The following is a 22,279-nucleotide window of genomic DNA, read 5'->3' as shown; positions in this document are numbered from 1 at the left end:
AGGTTCTAGGAATCTGGGCAAGCAGCCTACCGAGGAGGCGGAAATGAAGCTGGGACTGCAGCTGGGATATTGGGGCGCTCAGCCGCCCGACAACCACGCCGAACTCGTGGCCGCCGCTGAGGACGCCGGTTTCGACGCGGTATTCACCGCCGAGGCGTGGGGTTCAGACGCCTACACTCCGCTGGCCTGGTGGGGGTCGTCGACGCAACGGCTGCGGCTGGGCACCTCAGTGGTGCAACTGTCCGCGCGCACCCCGACCGCCTGCGCGATGGCAGCGCTGACGCTCGACCACCTGTCCGGCGGGCGCCACATGCTCGGGTTAGGGGTATCGGGTCCGCAGGTCGTCGAGGGCTGGTACGGCCAGTCGTTTCCCAAGCCGCTGGCCCGTACCCGCGAATACATCGACATCGTCCGCCAGGTGCTGGCCCGGGAGAAGCCCGTCACGAGCGACGGCCCGCACTATCCGCTGCCGCTGACCGGTGAGCGCACGACGGGTTTAGGCAAGGCGCTCAAGCCGATAACGCATCCGCTGCGGGCCGACATCCCGATCCTGTTGGGCGCCGAGGGGCCGAAGAACGTCGCGCTGGCCGCCGAGATCTGCGACGGCTGGCTGCCCATCTTCTACACGCCGCGGTTGGCCGACATGTACAACGAGTGGCTTGACGACGGCTTCGCCCGGCCCGGTGCCCGTCGCACCCGCGAGACCTTCGAGATCTGCGCGACGGCCAACATCGTCATCACCGACGACCGCACCACGGCATTGGCGGCCATGAAGCCCTACATCGCCCTGTACATGGGTGGGATGGGCGCCGAGGACACCAACTTCCACGCCGACGTCTACCGCCGGATGGGCTACGCCGAGGTGGTCGACGAGGTCACTGCGCTGTTCCGCAGTGGACACAAGGACAAGGCCGCCGAGGTCATCCCCGACGAGGTCATCGACGACGCGGCGATCGTCGGCGACGTCGACTACGTGCGTAAGCAGATCAAGGCCTGGGAAGCCGCGGGCGTGACCATGATGGTGGTCTCCGGCCGCAGTACAGCGCAGGTCCAAGAGCTGGCGTCGCTGGTCTGACCCGGTGCTTGCCAGGCGATAGAACACGTTCTAAGTTGTCCGGATGACAGCCTCGCAGCACACCATCGCGGGCACGGTACTGACGATGCCGGTGCAGATCCGCAAGGCAAACCAGCACATGGCGATGTTCTCGGTAGATGCCGACGCCGCGCAGCGGATGATCGATTACAGCGGCCTGCGGGTCTGCCGCTATCTGCCCGGGCGCGCGATCGTGATCCTGATGTTGATGCACTACATCGACGGGGACCTGGGCAGGTATCACGAGTTCGGCACCAGCGTGATGGTCAATCCGCCAGGGTCGAACGCGAGCGGACCCCGTGCCTTGGGGTCGGCCGGCGCCTTTATCCACCACCTGCCCGTCGATCAGGCGTTCACGCTGGAAGCCGGCACCAAAATCTGGGGCTACCCGAAAGTCATGGCGGACTTCACCATTCGAGAGGGCCGCCAATTCGGATTCGACTGCAGCGTCGACGGTCAGCTGGTGGTCGGCATGGAATTTCGCCGCGGCCTGCCGATTCGGTTGACCCCGCGACAGCAAGCGCAGCGCACCTACTCGTACCGCGACGGGGTTACCCGTGAGACCTCCTTCGAACACACGCTCGACGGTGTGCGCAATCGATTCGGTGGAGTGCGCATCTGGCTGGGTGATCACCCCTACTCGAAAGAGCTGGCGTCGCTGGGCCTTCCGAAGCGCGCGATGCTGAACAGCTCTGTTGAACACGTGCAAATGACATTCGGCGATGCTCAGGAGATCTCATGACAACCGTAGAGACCAGACCAGATGTCGATCTGACCGACGGCACCTTTTACGCGGGTGATTCCCGGTCGGTCTACCGCTGGATGCGGGAGAACGAGCCGGTGTTCCGGGACCGCAACGGGTTGGCCGCCGCGTCGACGTATCAGGCCGTCATCGAAGCCGAGCGCAACCCGGAGCTGTTCTCGAATGCCGGCGGCATCCGGCCCGACCAGCCCGGCGTCGAGATGATGATCGAGATGGACGACCCGCAACACCTGTTGCGCCGCAAGCTCGTCAACTACGGCTTCACCCGCAAGCGCGTGAAAGATCTGGAATCCAAGATCACTTCGCTGTGCGACACGCTGATCGACGCGGTGTGCGAACGTGGGGAGTGCGACTTCGTCTGGGACCTCGCGGCGCCCCTGCCGATGGCGGTCATCGGCGACATGCTCGGGGTGCGCCCGGAGGAACGCGAGATGTTTCTCAAGTGGTCCGACGATCTGGTCAGTTCCTTGAGCAGTACCGCGGCCGAAGCGGACGTGCAGGTAACGATGGATGCCTTCGCTGCTTACAGCGGATACATGATGGGAATGATCGAGGCCCGCAAGGCCGAACCGACGGACGACCTGGTCAGTGTCCTCGTGCATGCGGAGGTCGAAGGGTCACGCCTGGAGGACCATCAGATCGTCACCGAGGTTCTGCTGCTGCTGATCGGCGGCGACGAGACGACACGCCACACGCTGTCCGGCGGAACCAGGCAGCTGCTGCTGCATCCCGAGCAGCACCAGCGGCTGGCGGGCGACTTGGCTTTGCTGCCCAACGCGATCGAAGAGATGCTGCGCTGGACCGCGCCGGTGAAGAACATGGCCCGCACGATCACCGCCGACACCGAGTTTCACGGCACTGCGCTGCACGAGGGCGAGAAGATGATCCTGCTGTTCGAGTCGGCGAACTTCGACGAGAAGGTGTTCGAGGCGCCGGAGAGCTTCAACATCGAGCGCTACCCGAACAACCACCTGGCGTTCGGCTTCGGGACGCACTTCTGCCTGGGTAACCAGCTAGCCCGGCTGGAGCTGTCGATCATGCAGACGCGGCTGCTGCAACGCATTCCGGACATGCGGCTGGCCTCGGATGCCGCGCTGCCGTTGCGACCGGCGAACTTCGTCTCCGGTTTGGAGAAGATGCCGGTGACCTTTACCCCGAGCGCGCCGCTATCCGGCTAACCGCCGCAGACCGTGCGGTCCAGGGGACGACTGTTAGATGTCTGTGGGTTTAGCGACCCCAGCGTGCCGGCGACGATCTGAAGGCTGTGGTTGACGGCTCACCGGCGGTGGCGGTATTGGCGCGTCTTGTCTAAGTGGCGAAGATCGCCGCTGTTGGGTCTAGTGCAGGCGGTCGGCAAACTAAAAATATTCGTCGGGAAAAGGTGATCAGCTGCTCGGACCCGCGTAGGCCGCCCCTCCTCTTGTAGCCCCCGAGTCGTCCAATCAGTTTGGCATTCTCGCCTGAAACCGCGTCACATCGCCGTCGAATCCTATGGCTACCGAGATCACGTAATCGCGCACACGACTGCGGCTTGGGGTGAGAGCATGGGGAATGGAGCCTGGTTGTTGGATCGTTACCGCTGTGCGCTTCCCGGCTAGCGTGTGGTTACCGACTGCGCAGCATTGGTCGGTCAACCGCCGGAATTCATTATCGCCTTCGGCCACGATGGTCAACTCGCGTGCGCCGTGGAAAATGTCTTGGCACGCGCGCTTGAGCTCTCTTGAAGGGCTGAAGCGTTGAATCGCGGAGTTGCTTCGGCAAAGACGACAACAACACACGTGTGCAACCGGAGGCTGCTCCAGGCCACGCCAGAAATCGTCGCTGTAGTCGACCACCATGTCGTGCGAAAGCGAGCGGATTTCAGATGCGCATAGCGGTGATTGGAACGGGGTATCTGGGTACAACCCATGCTGCTTGTATGGCACACATTGGCCACGATGTCCTGGGTGTCGATACCGACCCGGGCAAGGTAGCCAAGCTTCAGTCCGGGGAGGTGCCGTTCTTCGAACCGGGCATCGATGACATCGTGCGGGACAACCTGACGTCGGGGCGCCTCCGCTTTACCGACTCTTACGTGGAAGCGGCAGATTTCGCGGACGTGCACTTTCTTACCGTAGGTACGCCACAAAGCGAATTGGGGTTCGGCGCGAACCTGTCGTACATAGACGCGGCGGTCGATACTCTGTCTCCGCATTTGAATAGACGAGCTCTGATCGTCGGGAAGTCGACGGTACCGGTGGGCACAGCCCAGCGGCTGGCAAGGCGTATGCGAAGCATTGCCCCTGCGGGTGACGATGTAGAGCTCGCCTGGAATCCCGAGTTCCTCCGCGAAGGATTTGCCGTGCGCGATACGTTGCACCCCGATCGCATTGTCGTCGGTGTGGAGAGCTCGCACGAAGGGCGGGCGGCGAAAACGCTTGCAGCGCTGTACAGCCCGCTGTCGACCGATGATGATATTCCGTTCTTGATCACGAGCCTGGCGACCGCTGAATTGGCCAAAGTGGCGGCCAACGCTTTTCTCGGAACAAAGATTTCATTTATTAACGCGATCTCTGAAGTGTGCGAAGCCGCATCCGCCGACGTGACTATGCTCGCCGCGGCCATCGGGGCTGACAAGCGCATCGGGCGGGAATTCCTGGATGCCGGGCTGGGTTTCGGCGGCGGATGCCTCCCGAAAGACATACGTGCCTTCATGACTCGGGCCGACGAGCTGGGCCTCGGCGATGTCGCCACATTTTTGCAGATCGTCGACAACATCAATATCAGACAACGCAGCCGGGTAATCGATGCCACTCGCGAAGTTTGTGGCTCGCTGGATGGGGCGCGAGTGGCGGTCCTTGGCGTTGCCTTCAAGCCGAACTCAGACGACATTCGTGACTCGCCGGCACTCGATGTCGTCGGGCAATTACAGCTACAGGGTGCCATTGTGAGCGTGTTCGACCCCAAAGCCATGGACAACGCGCGACAGGTGTTCCCGACGCCCAATTATTCGTTGTCAGCCTTGGATGCATGTCAGGGGGCCGATGTGATTCTGATTCTCACCGAGTGGGATGAATTTCGGGCACTGCAACCGGAAGAACTCGAAACGGTAACCGGATCGAAGCGCGTCGTCGATGCGCGTAATTGCCTTGACCCGCTGTGTTGGCGTGCGGCGGGCTGGAATTACCGGGGCTTCGGGCGTCCATGATGGTGCCGCAACTAAGGCAAACGCAACCGCAGGGGGAAAAGCCGTGAGAGTCCTCGTTACCGGTGGGGCAGGGTTCCTCGGATCACATCTGTGCGATCTGCTGATCGCCCACGACCATACGGTTGTATGCCTGGACGATCTCTCAACCGGCTGGCGCACCAACATCGAGCATCTCGCTACGTCTGCCAAATTTTCACTCATCGAGGCGAGCGTCCTTGAGCCCGTTGACATCTACGGCAGGTTCGACGGTGTGATTCACCTCGCCAGCCCTGCGTCGCCGTCCGCATACCTGGATAGGCCCATCTTCACTCTGCGGACGGGGTCGGAGGGAACGCGGAATGTGCTCGAGTTCGCCGTCGCCAAATCCGCACGCTTCATCCTCGCGTCAACCAGTGAAGTTTATGGTGAACCCCTGATTCACCCGCAGCCAGAAGAATATTGGGGCAACGTCAATCCCGCCGGACCACGAAGTGTCTACGACGAGGCCAAACGATACGCAGAGGCGTTGACGACGGCATACCGCACCTACTGTGGCGCAGACACCGGAATTCTGCGGATTTTCAACACTTACGGCCCTCGGATGCGCCCCGATGACGGGCGCGTTGTCTCCAGTTTCATTGACCAGGCCCTGAATTCCAGACCCCTGACCGTTTTCGGCGACGGTACACAGACCCGAAGCCTTTGCTATGTGGACGACCTGGTTCATGGGATCCTGGCGATGCTGGATTCCAGCGAGCCAGGACCAATTAACCTCGGCAACCCAGTGGAACTGAGCGTCGTCGAGATCGCCGAATTGGTGCTCGAGCTAAGTGGTTCCTCATCCCGGATAGAGCTGCACCCGCTGCCACAAGATGATCCCACCCGCCGGCGACCCGACATCACAAGAGCGCGTGATCGGCTTGGGTGGAACCCTCAAGTTTCGGTGCGTGAGGGGATCGCACGCACTGTCGAGTGGCATGTAAAGGAAGTCGAGAAGCTGGCCTCGTGAACGCGGCTGATGTCCCGATCTTGCTCGACGTGAAGCATCTGACGAAGACATTTCGTAAGTTGCGCGCCGTGGACGATGTGTCCTTCTCCGTTTACCAAGGCGAAATCGTTGGCCTGGTCGGTCCGAATGGAGCGGGCAAGTCGACGATCGTGCACATGCTCTCAGGGTTGATTACGCCAAGTGCGGGCACATTTTCCTTGTTCGGTAAAAGTTTGGACGCAGATCGCGAGTGGATACTGCAACGACTAAATTTCACCTCGCCCTATGTGGCATTTCCGGCCCGGCTGACGGTACGGGAAAATCTGACCGTTTATGCCCGGATATATAACGTCAGTAACCCGATGGCTAAAATCGCCGAACTGCTCGAACGGTTCGGCATAAGCAAGTTGGCGCGGAAGCCGATATCACGACTGTCCTCCGGTGAGATCGCGCGCGCGGGCCTGTGTAAAGCATTCCTGAACGATCCCGAATTGTTGTTACTCGATGAACCGACCGTCTATCTTGACCCGTTGATCGCACTCGAAGTGAGAGACGCCTTGCTGGATCTACAACGAAGTCGCGGTACCAGTATTCTCTATACCTCACACAATATGGCCGAAGTGCAGCGGATGTGTAGTCGAGTTGTCTTTCTAAGCCATGGCAGAAACATTGCAAGCGGTAGCCCAATCGAGGTCACCCGGGCCGTCTTATCGGAGCGCCGGGACGAACCCGCTCTCGAAGAGGTATTTATCCACATCGCCAGGCGGCAAAGAGATGCGACTCCATAGAATCGAGGCAGTCGTCCTGCGCCATATGTACGAACTGCGCCACAACGGCAATCACTTGATCAACATGGTGTATTTCCCCGTGGTGAATATCGTAATGTGGGGCTTCCTCACTATCTACCTTACCAATCACCAACGCCTACAACTGGGCCTCATAAGCTCGCTCCTCGGGGGCGTTGTTTTGTGGGGCTTGTTTTATGGCTTCCAGCGTGACATGGCGCAGGGATTTCTTGAAGAGGTTTGGACGCGAAACCTTGTCGGCCTCTTCAGCTCACCGCTCAGCGTGGCAGAGTACATTTACGCATTGGTCTGCGTGAATCTGATCAAGGCGTTCTTTGGATTGGCCTTGGAATCCGTTATTGCACTGCTCTGCTATCACTTCAATATTTTTCCGTTACTGATCGAATTCGTGCCGTTTATTGCGGTCCTCATGTTCTTTGGCTTCTCAATCGGCGTCGTAATCACCAGCCTGATCGTGCGGTACGGATCGAAGCTTGAAGGACTGGCCTGGAGCTTCGCCGGTATCCTGATGCCCTTTTCCTGCGTTTTCTACCCGCTGAACACGCTGCCGGTTTTCCTGCATCCACTCGCACTGGCGCTACCCACCACTCATTCGTTCGAAGGGATGCGGCAGCTGCTCGCGGGTGGGGGATTCTCGATTTCGGACTTCCGATCCGGCATCACGCTGGACATCGCGTACCTAGCACTGGCGATTTTGTTGTTCCGGAGGATGTTCGAGTCGGCTCGATCGCGGGGCTTGCTGATCAAGATGGAGTAGGCAGAGGTTCGTTGTGTTAGGCGTCTCGCATGACTGACGGGGCGGCGACGCCGCCGTCACCCTTTTCGCGCAGCAAGTTCCGGAGCCGGCGCAGCTGGGACCGCGTCAATCGAGTCGTGCCGTAGCCGGTGCTGCCGTCACGAATGTGATCGAGGTGGAGCAGGGTGTCAGGATCGTAGAGATAGCTACGGTCGTGCGCTGTATCAGTGTATGAAGTTCGGTCGAGGCGAACCAGACGCTCTTCATAGTCGAGCATGCCGATCGCTTTCAGCCTTTCGCGCACTCTGTCAAATGAATTCGCGTCGACGATCTCAGCGATCTGATCTTGGCCCACGGCGACATTCAGATAACAGGCGACTGCAGCCACCGATTCGGCAGGTTGCTGGGTGATCGCCGCATAGCTCAGGATGAGCGCGCCGTTCCTCCGATGGCGCCCATAGAGGTCGAGCGAACTCGACATGAGAGCGATAGTGTGCTCGAAGTCGACGTCGAACATGGTCATGAAGGATGCCGTCGCATCGGCTAAATCGCGCCACGTGTAGACGACCTTGGCGGCGTGCAATTGAGCAAGACTTAGGCCAGCAGCGTCAAGCGAATGACATTTGACGACCGCGTGCGCACAGGCCGCCGGCAGGCCGCATAGGAAGCGATGCAGGTTCTCGTCGTAGCCGCCATAGACCTCCTCCGCAGTAAGGCGCAGCAGGGCCATGGTGACGTTGTAGGACCACGTCGACGCGCTGCGCGGCATTCCATTGCAGATAACGAGCATCGCGATCCCTCGGTCGGCAGATCAGTGGGCAATTCAAGGTTAGTTGGCACATCGGTAGGCACAGCCCGGCTTTCGCCATCGTCTTAGGTTGTACTACCGATGGCTGAGGGGCTAAGCGGAGTAGCCCATCTCGATGAGAAGCTGGGAGTAGGACCCGAACCGACGCAACTCTTCATCGGCCAGCGCGGCAGCGTCGGTCTTTCTAGGCTCCCGGATAACCGATTCTTTATTGCCGTCCGGATTACCGGTTACTTGGTCGATGGAAGCAATTCTTTCGAGCGCACTCAGGTCCCATCCAAGACCGAGCTGAGAACAAATCTGGGGAAAATAACTCCGGGGGTCTGCGACGATATCCTCGTATCGAAAAAGTGGCGCGCCCTTCATGGCATCTAAAAACGTAAAGTAGGAATTTAGGTAATGCTCGGCAGTGAGATTCGCGCGTATCGCTCGATGTGAGCGCAGGCTCGCGAGTTGGTCGCCAGGATGACGGACCACGACGATCGGAGATAAACAAAAACGTCCGGCTACTGCCAAGTCGAGGCTGGAGGCATGCGCTACGGGCCAGACAAAGGGTATGCCGATGAAATCTACATAGTTAAAATCACGAACGACGAGGTTGCGGCCCAGCTTTTCCGATGCGGAATGCAGGCATTCCAGTAATTCGCCGAAGCGTGGTGGGTACCCTAACTCGTGCTCATCGAATGTAGATATGGCTGCGGCTAACTCGGGTGACCACTTGCGAATCTGAACAATCGGATTCAAGTACCCGTTGTAGAGAGCCGATGAACGCGGGTTGGTCTCGCTGAGCAGAACGACCTCAGGCAGTGCTGCTATTACGCGAGCCAATATGGTGACGCCACATCCACCCAAGTTGCGAATGACCGGAAGACGGGGAAGTTCGCGCTGCACAGCAGATACTCGAAGCTCTGGACGAGTCATAGGGGCAGGCGAGGTCCTACCCGTGCAGCGTAGGTCGCAGCACAGCTTCACACCATTGCGCCGCACGGGCGAAAAGGGATCGCTCTTTGAAGAAGATCGCATTGCCCCAGGAATTGGGGATCGTCTGCGCATTATTAAAGTAGTAGGAAATAGTTTCGTTTTCATCGATGTGGTAGATCACCACGTGCCAGGCATAGCCTAGTGAGCGCATAAGCGCCACAGTGGGTCCCAAGTGCCCGTGCGTCCCCGCTCCGAACGCGTGCTGAGAATCCCAGAATTCGGTCATCACGACTGGAATATCGGGCTCGCCGAGACCCTTGATGATCTCGATGTCGGCACCCTCGGCGTCGATCTTGAGAATTCCGATCTGTTCGGGAATCTCGACTTTCTGTCGAAGGCTGGCGAGGCTCCGGACTTGGACCTCGACGGCATCGGCGAACCGGATGCTTGTGCCCAGTGGATGATCGACCAGGCTGTGGAATAGCGAGGCGTCCAGCCCCTCAGCGCCGTTCGCCGCTGCCGCGATATTGAGCTTGCCCTCGCCATCCGCCGCGCCGATTGCGCTTGGCGATGCGGTGAAGTCTGCCCTGCCGCCGAGCCGGTCCTGAAGAGCCGCAAAGCTCGCCGGGAAGGGCTCGAACGCGTAGACCCGGCAACCACAGTCGAGGAGACGTTCGGCGACATCACCGAGATGGGCGCCGACGTCGACCACAGTGCGGTTGTCGATGTACGACGAAACATGTTGTAAAAGGCCGATTTCGGGATTGAGCGCGGAGAACTCATCGGCGTTCGGCGCGACGACGGGTGCGCTCGGGCGGGTCGAGGAGCCAAGGTCGGCGACGACCGCGGTCAGCGAACGGATTTCCGCGACGAGCCACGTCTGGTGCTGCTCGGCCTGCGCCTCCAGCTTGGCGATCAGGCCAAGCGTGCGGGCCAGCGCGTCGATGATGCTGCTGTCGTTCAGCACCAGGGTCTCGATGTACTGCTCGAGCTCACGCTTAAATTCGGCGAACTCGTCTAGTTTGACGACAACATCGTCACGCTCGGTCATGATTGGGCGACCGTCGCGCTCACGTTGCGTCTGGGCATCAGGTCCTCGTATATCGAGGTGATCGGTCGCCCCGCATCGAGCGAGTCCCAAATCCACTCGCTTGCACCGGCCGCGGTGAAATACCCGCTCAATCGCGCGGCCCTGGCGCGAACGTCGGCCTGGCGGTCCGGGGTGGTCAGGGCTTCGATAGACGCGAGCACGGCGGCGCGATCATATGGCGCGATGGCGCCGAGGTCGAAGCGCTCGACAAAGCCGCCAGCACAGGTGGCGGGACTGCCGACCACCAGCATCGGCAGGTGCGAGGTCGCCATCATGGTGACCATCCGGCTGGGCAGGCTCAGCTCGGCGATGGCGCGCACGGCAAGCGGGCTCAGACCATCGAGCGTGTCGGTGGGAACGACGGCGAATGCGTACTCGCCGAGCACCCTCGGCAGGTCATCTTCGGCGATTGGATTCCGTTGCACGATGCCGTCCGCGGCAAGTTCGTCCCGGTCGTATTCCAGCCCCGGCGGATTGATTTGATTGCAATACCAGTCGATGGTCACGCCGGCACCCCGAAAAATCTGCCGCAGCATGTCTAGCCACCGCTGACCCCAGATGTTGCCGAGCAGAACCCCGCGACGCGGGTCGATGCCTGGCGCGGACGACGCTGCATCACGTTCCACGATGTGGTCGGCAACGACTGGAGGCATGACCCAGAACGGCATGTCGTATTTCTCTTCATAGGCATCGCGCATTTCGGGGCCGATCACCAGCCGCAAGCTTGCCTTCTCCAGGAGTTCGCGCATCAGGCCGTCGGTGATCCCGTCTGCACAGACGTTTTTGTCGTCCATGACGTAGACGGCCAGGGGCGCGCCGAGCAGCTCGTGGGCGGCCAGCGCCAGAGTTGCTTCCGCCGGCGTGTAGGGGACGCAAAGTATGCGTCTGATGTTCACGCCCGCGAGGCTCGATTTGAGCCAGGCCAATATCACCGGCCTCGCGGCCTGGGCAAGTGGAAGCCGCAGTCTCACACAGCCGAAATCTGTTGCCCCGTCGTAGAAATCCTCAGCGCGAAGCGAGATGATCGATCTCTGGTCGGGAAAGATTCTCAGCAACAATGTGCCGGTTCCATGCAGGGGGTTGACCTCGCAGGCGGTGATCACAAGATCCACGGAGTCGGGCAGGCTCGCCAGGTCCACCTCTTCGATGCTTGCCGCCGCGTCAACTTCCCCGGAGAGGATGGCCTGCAACCGCGCGCGCGCCTTTTCGGCGATGACCAGTGGGCTGCCGATCATTTCACAGCTCCTCCGATAGGTGTTGCAGGCGTCCGGACAAATTTCCCGTCACGGAGCCGGCCGTCTTGGAGCCTAACCATTTCATCGATGCACTGCTGCAGGTTATATTCTATCTTCCACTCCGGAAAATGTGATCGTATCTTTTGGAGATCCGATATGTAGCAAATATGATCGCCGGTCCTGTTGTCCGCATTCAGCTGGTATTTCAAGGGGTGGCCCATCCCGTCGAGAATGTCAATCGTCTCAAGAATCGATAGGCTGTTCTCCCGGCCGCCGCCAAGGTTGTATACCTCGCCGTTTCGTGGTTGCGAGTAGAAGTCCAGGAATAGCCTCGCTACATCGTCGCAATGAATTTGATCTCTAACCTGTTTTCCTTTGTATCCGAAAATGGTGTAATCGCGTCCGGTCAGGGCGCATTCAACGATATAGGCCAGATAGCCATGCAGTTCCACCGCGGCGTGCAGGGGACCGGTCAGGCATCCGCACCGAAATATGCCGATCGGCATGTTGAAATAACGGCCGAATTCCTGTGCTAGGACGTCGGCCGCGACCTTCGAAGCGCCGAACAGCGAATGTAGGCAACCGTCAATCGACATCGTTTCGTCGATCGCCCGCAGGCCGTCAGCGTAGTCGTAGCGGGTGCGGTGCTCCTCCAGCGGCAGGAAGTTGGGACGGTCACCATAGACCTTGTTCGTGCTTGTGAAGCAGAACGGGGATTCGGGGCAAAAATCGCGAGCCGCCACGAGGATATTCAGGGTGCCCACCGCGTTGACGTCAAAGTCATCGTATGGGATTTTGGCTGCCAAGTCGTGGGACGGCTGGGCCGCGGTGTGAATGATGAAATCCGGACGATGCTCCGCGACGACGTCTCTGATTAGCTGCCGATCACGGATGTCGGCATCAATATGACGGTAGCGGCGATACTGGTCTTTGAGGCTGGCGACTACTGTCGCGGTCGATCCGGCCGGACCGAAGAATTGCCGGCGCATGTCATTGTCGACGCCGATGACTTCCCACCCGCGCGAGATCAGAGCGCTTACACATGCCGACCCAATGAGACCCGCGGAACCAGTTATCAGCGCCTTCACTGGGCCTCCTTTCGTCAGCGCCCGCTGTTCGTTGGAGGTTAGAGTACGGTGCGCTGGCGTTTCGCATGCCCGATCGACTACTCAACGCCCCAATCGTGATGGACGACATCCACCTCGGCCGGAGACCAGAGTCGAGCCGCCGATGTGCGCCGGAAGACGCTTGACGAATTCACTGGTTGCGGTAAACGCTCCTCCGCGGTTGGTATTCACCACCGACGGTCGACGATCAGCGCCCTTTGAATTGCGGCGCGCGCTTCTCCTTGAAGGCCAGCGGGCCTTCCTTGGCGTCGTCGGACAGGAATACACCGATGCCGAGCTTGGTGTCGATCTTGAACGCGTCGTTCTCCGGCAAACCCTCGGTCTCCCGGATCGAGCGCAGGATGGCCTGCACGGCCAGCGGCCCGTTGTTCGAAATCACGTCGGCGATCTCGAGTGCCTTCTCCAGCGCGCTGCCGTCGGGTACGACGTAGCCGATGAGGCCGTACGACAGGGCTTCCGTGGCGGTGATGTGCCGTCCGGTCAGCAGCAGGTCCGCGGCGATCGTGTACGGAATCTGACGCACCAGGCGCACCGCCGAGCCGCCCATCGGGTACAGGCTCCACTTGGCCTCTGAAATGCCGAACTTGGCGCTCTCGCCCGCGATGCGGATGTCGGTGCCCTGCAGGATCTCGGTGCCGCCCGCGATGGCCGGTCCCTCCACGGCCGCGATCAGCGGCTTGGTCAGCCGACGGCCCTTCAGCAGCGCGTCGATGCGCGACGGGTCGTAGCTGCCGTCTTTGAACGAGTCGCCCGGCGGACGCGCGGTCGCGGCTTTGAGGTCCATGCCCGCGCAGAAGTACCCGCCGGCCCCGGTCAGGATGCAGCACCGGATGTCGGGATCGGTGTCGACGCGGTCCCAGGCCTCGACCATGATCGAGAGCATCTCGGTGGAAAGCGCGTTGCGGGCCTCCGGGCGGTTCAGCGTCAGGATCAGGGTGTGTCCGCGCTGCTCAATGAGGGCGTCGGCCTTCTTTTCTGACTCGCTCACCGATGGTCACCTTCCTGTGCGCCGGTCGGAAACTTGTCAGGAAATGTAACACGTTCTAATTTAGGTCCCGTGGCCTTGAATATTGCCGATTTGGCGGAGCACGCCATCGATGCCGTCCCCGACCGTGTCGCCTTGATCTGCGGCGACGATCAGCTGACCTACGCCGAGCTCGAGGAGAAAGCCAACCGCCTCGCGCACTACCTGCAAGAGCAGGGCGTAAAGAAGGACGACAAGGTCGGCCTGTACTGCCGCAACCGCAACGAGATCGTCATCGCGATGCTGGGCATCGTCAAAGCCGGCGCGATTCTGGTCAACGTCAACTACCGCTACGTCGAGGGCGAACTCCGCTACCTGTTCGACAACTCCGACATGGTCGCGCTGGTGCACGAGCGGCAGTACTCGGATCGGGTCGCCAACGTACTGCCGGACACCCCGGACGTCACGACGATCTTGGTGATCGAGGACGGCAGTGACGCCGACTACCAGAGCTATGGCGGAGTAGAGTTCTACTCCGCGATCGCCGACAGCTCGCCCGAGCGTGACTTCGGTGAACGCAGTGCGGACGATATCTACCTGCTCTACACCGGCGGTACGACGGGCTTCCCCAAGGGCGTGATGTGGCGACATGAGGACATCTACCGGGTGCTGTTCGGCGGAACCGACTTCGCCACAGGCGAATTCATCAAGGATGAGCACGACCTCGCCAAGGGTGCCGCCGCCAATCCGCCGATGATTCGACACCCGATCCCGCCGATGATCCACGGCGCCACCCAATCGGCCACCTGGATGTCGATCTTCTCGGGCCAAACCACCGTTCTTGCACCGGAATTCAACGCCGACGAGGTCTGGCGCACGATTCACAAGCACAAAGTGAACCTGTTGTTCTTCACCGGCGACGCGATGGCACGGCCGCTGCTCGACGCCCTGTTGGCACACCAGGAAAAAGGCAACGAGTACGACCTGTCGTCGCTGTTCCTGCTCGCCTCGACCGCGGCGTTGTTCTCGCCGAGCATCAAGGACAAGTTCCTTGAACTGCTGCCGAACCGGGTCATCACCGACTCGATCGGCTCCTCGGAAACCGGGTTCGGCGGCACCAGCATCGTCGCCAAGGACGCACCGCACAGCGGCGGCCCGCGCGTGACGATCGACCACCGCACCGTCGTCCTCGACGACGACGGTAACGAGGTCGAACCCGGTTCCGGTGTGCGGGGTTTCATCGCGAAGAAGGGCAACATCCCGGTCGGCTACTACAAGGACGAGAAGAAGACCGCCGAGACGTTCAAGACGATCAACGGTGTGCGCTATGCGATCCCGGGTGACTATGCGACCGTCGAGGAGGACGGCACGGTGACCATGCTGGGTCGCGGTTCGGTGTCGATCAACAGCGGCGGTGAGAAGATCTATCCCGAGGAGGTCGAGGCCGCTTTGAAGGGGCATCCCGACGTCTTCGATGCGTTGGTGGTCGGGGTGCCCGATCCCCGTTACGGCCAGCATGTGGCCGCCGTCGTCCAGGCCCGGCCCGGAGCGCGGCCGACGCTGTCCGATCTTGACGCTTTCGTGCGTGCCGAGATCGCGGGATACAAAGTACCGCGCAGTCTTTGGCTGGTCGACGAGGTGAAGCGCTCACCGGCCGGGAAACCCGACTACCGGTGGGCCAAGGAGCAGACCGAGGCGCGACCTGCCGACGACGTGCACGCCGCGCACGCGACCGCTTGACCGACTTCGTCAAGAGTCACCGCGACGCACCCGAAGACTTCTTCGCGTGTGAAGCCGCTGGGCTGCAATGGCTTTCAGCCGTCGAGGGTGGCGTCCCCTGCGTGCCGGTGCTATCGGTGGACGCGACGAGTCTGACACTGCGGCGGCTCGATTCGGTGAATCCGACCGCACAGGCGGCTGCTGAGTTCGGCGGCCGGTTGGCCGTCACCCACGACGGGGGAGCCGCAGGTTTCGGTGCCGGGCCCGATGACTGGGATGGCCCGGGATTCTTTGGGCCGTTATCGCGGCCGTTGCCGATGTCGCTCCGGTCGTGCGAACGCTGGGGCGAGTTCTACGCCGACGAGCGGCTGGCGCCGATGGCCGAGCTCGCGGCGCCGCGCCTGGACGCCGCGACCCGTGCCGCGGTCGGCGATGTCGCGGCGCGCTGCCGGGCGGGAGACTTCGACGACGACGATCCGCCCGCCCGGCTGCACGGCGACCTATGGGGCGGCAACGTGATGTGGACCCCCGACGGAGTCGTGCTGATCGACCCCGCCGCGCACGGCGGCCACCGCGAGAACGACCTGGCGATGCTCGCACTGTTCGGCTGCCCGCACTACGACGCAATCGTCGACGGCTACCAACGGGTGCACCCGTTACGGTCGGCCTGGCGCGGCCGCATCGGCCTGCACCAGCTCTTCGCACTACTCGCACATGTTGTGTTGTTCGGCGGCGGGCACGCACAACGGACCGGTGTCTGTGCCCGGTCCGCGTTGGCTCTGTGAGAAGCATCTACAGTCAAGTCGTGAACGGCGCGCAGGCTCTGATCAATACCTTGGTCGACGGCGGCGTCGACGTGTGCTTCGCCAATCCCGGCACTTCGGAGATGCACTTCGTCGCCGCGTTGGACACCGTTCCGCAGATGCGTGGCGTGTTGACTCTGTTCGAAGGCATTGCCACCGGGGCGGCCGACGGCTACGCCCGGATCGCCGGCAAGCCCGCTGCGGTGCTGCTGCATCTGGGCCCCGGGTTGGGCAACGGGCTGGCCAACCTGCACAACGCGCGGCGGGCCCGCGTCCCGATGGTGCTCGTCGTCGGTGACCACGCTACGTATCACAAGAAGTACGACGCCCCACTGGAATCCGATATCGACGCACTGGCCGGCAGCGTCTCGGGGTGGGTGCACCGAACCGATGACACAGCCGACGTCGCCGCCGATGCAGCCGAGGCGATCGCAAGAACTGTTGCCAGTCAACGGATCTCCACGCTGATCCTGCCCGCGGACACCTCATGGACAGACGGCGCCCACACCGACGGCGTATCGGTTCAGCAGCCGAAGCCGGTCGACGTCGACACCGAGGCCGTGGAATCAGCTGCCGCGGTGTTGCGATCCGGCGAACCCACGGTTCTGCTGATCGGCGGCGGCGCCACCCGCGGCAGCGGTTTGACGGCGGCCGTTCGGATCGCGGAGGCCACCGGAAACCGTTCGTACTGCGAGACATTTCCGACGCGACTGGAGCGTGGTGCTGGAGTTCCTGCAGTCGAACGCATTCCGTACTTCGCCGAAGCCGTTGTCGCACAACTTGAGGGCACCAAACACTTGATCTTGGCCGGTGCGCCGTCACCGGTGTCGTTCTTCGCCTACCCGGGCAAGCCGAGCGATCTGGTGCCGGAGGGCTGCAGCGTCCACGTGCTGGCCGGGCCAAACGGTGCCGCCGCGGCACTTGCGGCGCTCGCTGACGAGCTGGCGCCCGGCACGACGGCCACCGTCGCGATACCGTCGCGCCCCGAATTGCCCACCGGCCCATTGACGGCCGTGTCGGTGGCAGACGTCGTCGGTGCGCTGCTGCCCGAACACGTGATCGTTGTCGACGAGTCCAACACGTCCAGTGTGCCGTTGACGGCGGCGACCGCCGGTGCGCCCGCCCACGATTGGCTGACACTGACCGGCGGAGCCATCGGCTATGGCATTCCGGCCGCCGTCGGCGCCGCGGTCGCCGCGCCCGACCGGCCGGTGCTGTGTTTGGAATCCGACGGGTCGGCGATGTACACGATCTCGGGTCTGTGGACGCAGGCGCGGGAAAAACTCGACGTCACGACCGTCATCTACAACAACAGCGCGTATGACATCCTGCGGATCGAGCTGCAGCGAGTCGGGGCCGGCGCCACGCCCGGCCCCAAAGCGCTGGACTTGCTCGACTTATCGCGACCAACAATAGATTTCGTCAAGATCGCCGAGGGACTCGGTGTTCCGGCCCGCCGCGTCACCGCTGCCGAGGACTTCGCCGACGCCCTGCGCAGCGCCTTCGCCGAGCCTGGTCCCCACCTGATCGACGCGATCGTGCCGTCAATCCTCGGCTAGGACCTCGTCGACGACCCAGTCGGCCAACGTGTTGACCACGTCGACCCCTACCTCGTATCCGCCCTCACCGACGTCGGCCGCAACCGCGACACCGACCGTCCCGGAGACGATTGCAAACTGGCGGACCAGGTACCCTCCTGTGATTCCCGGGCCCCAACCGCCCTTTGCGGCATAGCCTTTCGCTGCCAAGCCCCAACGGTGATCGGAGCTGAGGTTGCGCATCAGGTCGAGGACACGCGACGCATCGGGTACCTGTGGCAGACCGGCGGCAAAACGGGCCTGGTCGGCCAGCGACCAACGGGTCTGACCGAACGGGGTGTATTCGGCACGCAGTCGCCGTGATTCGACCACGGTCGCCTCATCGCCTGCGTCACGGATGACGGACTGCACGAGCTGTGCAGCGGGTTCGCCAAGCTGCGCCCACAGTTGTTCTGCCGCGGCATTGTCGGATTGCGTGATCGTCGCGAACAGCTGATCGGGGCTCGCCGAGCCTGCGCGCCATGCGGCAATAGCAAGCGGCACCTTGATCGTCGACCACGCCACTCCGGCGGTCCACTCGCCGAGGGAAATAGGCTCTGCGCCAATGGAAGCGATCGCGACGCCGACCTTCCCGGGCAGTGTCAACGCGTCGAGGCTCGCTTCCAGTGCGTGATTCACGTCAGCGGTGGATCGGTATTACCGGGTCAGCGCAGTCGACTCCTTCGGCCGACAGCTGCCGCTTGAGGATCTTGAATGTCGCGGTGCGAGGTAGGCCGGTGCTGAGCCGGACGTATGCCGGCCACTGCTTGGGCCCCAGGTCGGGCTGCTCGGCGAGAAACGCGCGAAACTTGTCCGCGTCGAATTCCGCACCCGTCGCCAACACCAGCGCTGCCATCACCTGGTCGCCGACGGCCGGATCCGGCACGGCGTACACCGCCACCTCCATTACGTCCGGATGGCGTGCCAATACCCGTTCGATGGGCGCTGTGCCGAGGTTTTCGCCGTCGACCCGTAGCCAGTCGCCGAGGCGTCCGGCGAAATACGCGTATCCTGCCTCGTCGCGGTAGGCCAGGTCGCCGCTGTGATAGATGCCACCGGCCATTCGTTGCGCGTTGGCCTCCGGGTTTTTGTAGTAGCCCTCGAAACGCCCTGCGCCGGTGACGTTCACCAACTCACCGACCACACCGACCGGGCAGGGTTCACCGGTGTCGACGTCGACGATCTGAACCTCGTCGGGCAGCGGACCCAAAGCCCCGACCGGGGTATCCGGCGTCCGCCCGATGGCAATCCCACCCTCGGTTGAGCCGAACCCGTCGATGACCCGGCAGCCGAACCTGGTGGCGAAGCGGTCGATGTCGGCGGGTGCGCCTTCGTTCCCGTAGACCGCTCGCAACGGATTGTCGGCGTCGTCCGGACGCTCGGGTTGGGCCAGCACATACGACAGCGGCTTTCCCACGTAGTTGGCGTAGGTGGCGCCGTAGCGGCGGACGTCTGGCAGGAATCCAGACGCAGAGAATTTGCGCCGCAACACCATTGAGCCTCGGCAGGCCAACGCCACCGCCCATCCGACCAGCACCGCGTTGGAGTGGAACAACGGCATCGATGCGTAGCAGACGTCGCTCGGGCCGAGTCCGAAGCGATCGGTCATCGTCACGCCCGCAATCGCGACCTTCCCGTGGCTGCACATGACCGCCTTGGGATCGCCGCTGGTGCCCGAGGTGTAGATCAGCATGAACAGGTCGTCGGCCGAAGCGGACTGAAATTGCAGCGGTGCGTCGCGGTGCGCGGTCACCTCGTCGCGCCATGCGGTGGAATCCACATTGATGTGCTCGGTATCGCCCAGTGGGGCAGCCGAATTCGTGTCCGCCAACACCAATTGACAATCAGCATGGTCGATGTCGAGTTGCAGCGCCGCGCCGCGACGCACCGGGTTCAGACCGACCGGGACGATCCCGGACATGCCTGCCGCGACCAGGACGGCTGAGAAGAACGGCGTGTTCTCCAACAAGACCCCGACATGCGGGGGTCGGTCCGGGTCGAGGCGCGCGCGCAGCGTCGCGGCAATTGCGGCGCCGTGTCGCAGATGGTCGCGCCAGTTGACGTAGGAGTCCTCGAAGTAGACGCCCCGATCGTCGACATCAACGAGCGGCCGAAGCAGATCGACAACGGTCGGAAGCGGGTCCACAGTTAGGCGGGAGTGTCCGCCAATTCGCGGCCGATGCGCAGCAGTTGCCCGGTCGCGCCGCCCACTGCGAACTCAGTCTGCTTGGCTGCCAGGAAATATCGGTGCACCGGGTGGTCGGTGTCGATGCCGACACCACCGTGGATATGCACGATGCTGTGCGCCACCCGGTGTCCGGCATCGGCCGCCCAAAAGGCCGCGGTCGCGACCTCGGTGTCGGCCGGCAGGTCCTCGCTGAGCCGCCACGCCGCCTGGGTCAACGTCAGCCGCAGGCCCTTGACGTCGATGTAGCCGTCGGCCAGCCGTTGCCCCACCGCCTGGAAACTGCCGATCGGACGGTCGAATTGCTCACGCGTCTGCGCGTATTCGGCGGTCAACTGCAGCCCGCGTTCGAGCACGCCGAGCTGAAAGGCGGCATGACCCAGCACGCCGAGGGTGGAAATCCAGGAGACGACCTCCGCACCGCCGACGATCCGTTGCGCGGAAACCTCGACGCCGTCCAGTCGGAGATGCCCGATGCTGCCGAGTCCGGTGGTCTCCAGCGCAGTCACCGTCACGCCGGCATCGTCAGCAGCGACCAGGAAAACGGAAGTGCCCGAATCGGTTTCCGCGGGAACGAGGAAGCCGTCTGCCACCGGACCGTAGGCGATCTGGGTGCGAGTTCCGGTCAGTCGGTAGCCGTCACCCGAGCTGGCGGCCTGCACCGGGCCGTCGCCCATTTCGCCGTCGAGCGCGACGGCGAGCACCTTCTTGCCGCTCACCGCGGGAACGCCCCACTCCTGCTGGAGTTCTGCGGGCCCGAACCGGGCCAACGCTCCGGCGGCCAGCACCACCGACTCCAGGTATGGCACCGCGGCGAGCTGACGGCCTAGGCCGACCAGCACGGCGACCTCCTCGAGCACGCCAAACCCGCCTCCGCCCAGCGACTCCGGGGCGGCGGTGGAAAGGATGTCGGCGTCGACGAGCTTGCTCCACAATTCACGGTCGAATCGTTGGTCGAGCCCATCCAGCTTGCGCTGATGCTCGGGCGTGCACACCGCGTCGACGATCGTGGTGACCAGGCCACCGAGATCTTCGGCGGCTTCGGTTGTCGAGAAGTCCATGGGTTCTCCAGAATTCGTTAGCGGTTGGCTCGGGGCAGGCCGAGCGCCACCATGCCGATGATGTCGCGCTGCACCTCGTTGGTGCCACCGCCGAAGGTCAGAATCAGGCAGGCCCGGTGCATCCGCTCGACCCGGCCGCGGAGCAGTGCGCCGGGCGAATCCTGTCGCAGCGTCGCCGCTGTGCCCAGCACCTCCATCAGCAGCCGGTAGGCCTCGGTGGCCAGTTCGGTGCCGAACACCTTGGCCGCCGAGGCGTCGGCCGGCGACGGCGACGCGGAGTCCGACGAGGCCAGCTCCCAGTTGATCAGCTTGAGCACTTCAACCTTGGCGTGCACGCGGGCCAGGTTGAGCTGCACCCATTCCGAGTCGATCAGCCGGGCGCCGCCGGCGTCCTTGGTGTTCTGCGCCCACTCGCGAACTTGGTTGAGCGCCATGATGATCGGCATGGGCGACACCAGCGCGACACGCTCGTGGTTGAGCTGGTTGGTGACCAGCTTCCAACCGGCATTCTCCTCACCCACCCGGTTTGCGACCGGAACGCGGACGTCTTGGTAGTAGGTGGCGCTGGTGTCGACACCCGACATGGTGTGCACCGGCGTCCAAGAGAACCCTTCGGCAGTGGTCGGCATGATCAGCATCGAGATGCCGCGGTGCTTCTTGGCTTCGGGGTTGGTGCGGACGGCCAGCCAGACGTAGTCGGCGTAGGCGATCAGGCTCGTCCACATCTTCTGGCCGTTGACCACGTAGTCGTCGCCGTCACGCACTGCGGTGGTCCGTAGGTTCGCCAGGTCGGTGCCGGCGCCGGGCTCGGAGTAGCCGATCGAGAAGTGCAGGTCACCTGCGGCGATCTTGGGTAGGAAGAATTTCTTCTGCTCCTCGGACCCGAAGTGCATGATGGTCGGCGCGACACTGTTGATGGTCAGGAACGGCACCGGCGCGCCGGCGATCGCGGCCTCGTCGGTGAAGATCAGCGAGTCCATCGGGGAGCGGTCCTGACCGCCGTACTTCTTGGGCCAGTTGAGCGTGAGCCACCCGTCTTTGCCCATCTGGGAGACGGTCTCGCGGTAGACGTTGCCTTCGCCGACCTCACCCGATGTCGAGCTCAGCGCTTCGCGACGTTCGGGGGTGATCAGCTTCTCGAAGTACGACCGCAGTTCGCGACGCAGCTCTTCCTGCTCGGGCGTGTAACTGATGCGCATTCCGGCCGCCTCCAGTCGTCGGTGGATTTTCGGCAGCC

20 protein-coding genes are annotated in these 22,279 nt (G+C 62.6%); 10 read left to right on the top strand and 10 right to left on the bottom strand.

Annotation, left to right across the window (positions count from 1 at the left end; translation table 11 throughout):
* Nucleotides 1-43: 43 nt before the first annotated feature.
* The 7 genes from G6N27_RS13420 to G6N27_RS13390 all read left to right on the top strand — a co-directional run bounded on the left by G6N27_RS13420 (nucleotide 44) and on the right by G6N27_RS13390 (nucleotide 7,573).
* Complete coding sequence (locus G6N27_RS13420; RefSeq protein WP_163776770.1) at nucleotides 44-1,075, top strand: LLM class F420-dependent oxidoreductase; 1,032 nt, start codon at nucleotides 44-46, stop codon at nucleotides 1,073-1,075.
* 43 nt (nucleotides 1,076-1,118) lie between these two features.
* Nucleotides 1,119-1,835, top strand: a complete 717-nt coding sequence (locus G6N27_RS13415; RefSeq protein ID WP_163776769.1) for an acetoacetate decarboxylase family protein — start codon at nucleotides 1,119-1,121, stop codon at nucleotides 1,833-1,835.
* Nucleotides 1,832-3,034, top strand: coding sequence for a cytochrome P450 (locus tag G6N27_RS13410; RefSeq protein ID WP_163776768.1), 1,203 nt, complete (start codon nucleotides 1,832-1,834; stop codon nucleotides 3,032-3,034). The genes G6N27_RS13415 and G6N27_RS13410 overlap by 4 nt, the downstream gene beginning before the upstream one ends.
* A 686-nt stretch (nucleotides 3,035-3,720) precedes the next feature.
* Complete coding sequence (locus G6N27_RS13405; protein ID WP_163776767.1) at nucleotides 3,721-5,043, top strand: UDP-glucose dehydrogenase family protein; 1,323 nt, start codon at nucleotides 3,721-3,723, stop codon at nucleotides 5,041-5,043.
* A 43-nt stretch (nucleotides 5,044-5,086) separates the two neighbouring features.
* The gene (locus tag G6N27_RS13400; RefSeq protein ID WP_163776766.1) at nucleotides 5,087-6,031 is read left to right on the top strand and encodes a UDP-glucuronic acid decarboxylase family protein; all 945 of its coding nucleotides are present in this window, start codon (nucleotides 5,087-5,089) and stop codon (nucleotides 6,029-6,031) included.
* Entirely contained in the window at nucleotides 6,028-6,798 is a 771-nt protein-coding gene (locus G6N27_RS13395; RefSeq protein WP_163776765.1) for an ABC transporter ATP-binding protein, read from the top strand. Before G6N27_RS13400 ends, G6N27_RS13395 begins: the two co-directional genes overlap by 4 nt.
* A 25-nt stretch (nucleotides 6,799-6,823) precedes the next feature.
* Entirely contained in the window at nucleotides 6,824-7,573 is a 750-nt protein-coding gene (locus G6N27_RS13390; protein ID WP_163776764.1) for an ABC transporter permease, read from the top strand.
* A 16-nt stretch (nucleotides 7,574-7,589) separates the two neighbouring features.
* On the opposite strand, the gene G6N27_RS13385 is transcribed toward G6N27_RS13390, so the two are convergent.
* From G6N27_RS13385 to G6N27_RS13360, 6 genes are all read right to left on the bottom strand, one after another.
* A complete protein-coding gene (locus tag G6N27_RS13385) occupies nucleotides 7,590-8,282 on the bottom strand; it encodes a hypothetical protein (RefSeq protein WP_163776763.1) in 693 nt (230 codons plus the stop codon).
* Between the two features lie 171 nt (nucleotides 8,283-8,453).
* On the bottom strand, nucleotides 8,454-9,281 hold the full coding sequence (locus G6N27_RS13380) for a sulfotransferase (protein WP_163776762.1): 828 nt from the start codon (nucleotides 9,279-9,281) through the stop codon (nucleotides 8,454-8,456).
* A gap of 16 nt (nucleotides 9,282-9,297) precedes the next feature.
* Entirely contained in the window at nucleotides 9,298-10,332 is a 1,035-nt protein-coding gene (locus G6N27_RS13375; RefSeq protein WP_163776761.1) for an FkbM family methyltransferase, read from the bottom strand.
* Entirely contained in the window at nucleotides 10,329-11,606 is a 1,278-nt protein-coding gene (locus G6N27_RS13370; RefSeq protein WP_163776760.1) for a hypothetical protein, read from the bottom strand. Before G6N27_RS13370 ends, G6N27_RS13375 begins: the two co-directional genes overlap by 4 nt.
* Entirely contained in the window at nucleotides 11,603-12,694 is a 1,092-nt protein-coding gene (locus tag G6N27_RS13365) for an NAD-dependent epimerase/dehydratase family protein (RefSeq protein ID WP_163776759.1), read from the bottom strand. The genes G6N27_RS13370 and G6N27_RS13365 overlap by 4 nt, the downstream gene beginning before the upstream one ends.
* A 226-nt stretch (nucleotides 12,695-12,920) precedes the next feature.
* Nucleotides 12,921-13,721, bottom strand: a complete 801-nt coding sequence (locus G6N27_RS13360) for a crotonase/enoyl-CoA hydratase family protein (RefSeq protein WP_163776758.1) — start codon at nucleotides 13,719-13,721, stop codon at nucleotides 12,921-12,923.
* A 69-nt stretch (nucleotides 13,722-13,790) separates the two neighbouring features.
* On the opposite strand from G6N27_RS13360, the gene G6N27_RS13355 reads away from it, so the two are divergent.
* The 3 genes from G6N27_RS13355 to G6N27_RS13345 are packed head-to-tail and all read left to right on the top strand — an operon-like array spanning nucleotide 13,791 to nucleotide 17,778.
* On the top strand, nucleotides 13,791-15,437 hold the full coding sequence (locus G6N27_RS13355) for an acyl-CoA synthetase (protein WP_163776757.1): 1,647 nt from the start codon (nucleotides 13,791-13,793) through the stop codon (nucleotides 15,435-15,437).
* Nucleotides 15,434-16,201, top strand: a complete 768-nt coding sequence (locus tag G6N27_RS13350) for a fructosamine kinase family protein (protein ID WP_163776756.1) — start codon at nucleotides 15,434-15,436, stop codon at nucleotides 16,199-16,201. Before G6N27_RS13355 ends, G6N27_RS13350 begins: the two co-directional genes overlap by 4 nt.
* 20 nt (nucleotides 16,202-16,221) lie before the next feature.
* Entirely contained in the window at nucleotides 16,222-17,778 is a 1,557-nt protein-coding gene (locus tag G6N27_RS13345) for an acetolactate synthase large subunit (protein ID WP_163776755.1), read from the top strand.
* Here G6N27_RS13345 and G6N27_RS13340 read toward each other — a convergent pair.
* Genes G6N27_RS13340 through G6N27_RS13325 form a run of 4 tightly spaced genes read right to left on the bottom strand, consistent with a single transcriptional unit; the run spans nucleotide 17,764 to nucleotide 22,241 of the window.
* Nucleotides 17,764-18,435: a serine hydrolase gene (locus G6N27_RS13340; RefSeq protein WP_163776754.1), complete on the bottom strand. Its 672-nt coding sequence runs from the start codon at nucleotides 18,433-18,435 to the stop codon at nucleotides 17,764-17,766. The genes G6N27_RS13345 and G6N27_RS13340 overlap by 15 nt on opposite strands.
* Before the next feature lies 1 nt (nucleotide 18,436).
* On the bottom strand, nucleotides 18,437-19,942 hold the full coding sequence (gene fadD17 / locus G6N27_RS13335) for a long-chain-fatty-acid--CoA ligase FadD17 (RefSeq protein ID WP_163776753.1): 1,506 nt from the start codon (nucleotides 19,940-19,942) through the stop codon (nucleotides 18,437-18,439).
* Nucleotides 19,943-19,944: 2 nt separating this feature from the next.
* On the bottom strand, nucleotides 19,945-21,042 hold the full coding sequence (locus G6N27_RS13330) for an acyl-CoA dehydrogenase family protein (protein ID WP_163776752.1): 1,098 nt from the start codon (nucleotides 21,040-21,042) through the stop codon (nucleotides 19,945-19,947).
* Between the two features lie 17 nt (nucleotides 21,043-21,059).
* Nucleotides 21,060-22,241 carry an acyl-CoA dehydrogenase family protein gene (locus G6N27_RS13325; RefSeq protein ID WP_163776751.1) on the bottom strand — a complete coding sequence of 394 codons (1,182 nt, stop codon included), beginning with the start codon at nucleotides 22,239-22,241 and terminating at the stop codon, nucleotides 21,060-21,062.
* Between the last annotated feature and the right edge of the window lie 38 nt (nucleotides 22,242-22,279).

The sequence above is a fragment of the Mycobacterium cookii genome (assembly GCF_010727945.1).
GTDB classification, from domain to species: domain Bacteria; phylum Actinomycetota; class Actinomycetes; order Mycobacteriales; family Mycobacteriaceae; genus Mycobacterium; species Mycobacterium cookii.
Note: the sequence above shows the minus strand (reverse complement) of the source record. Positions and strands in the feature narration are given on the sequence as shown.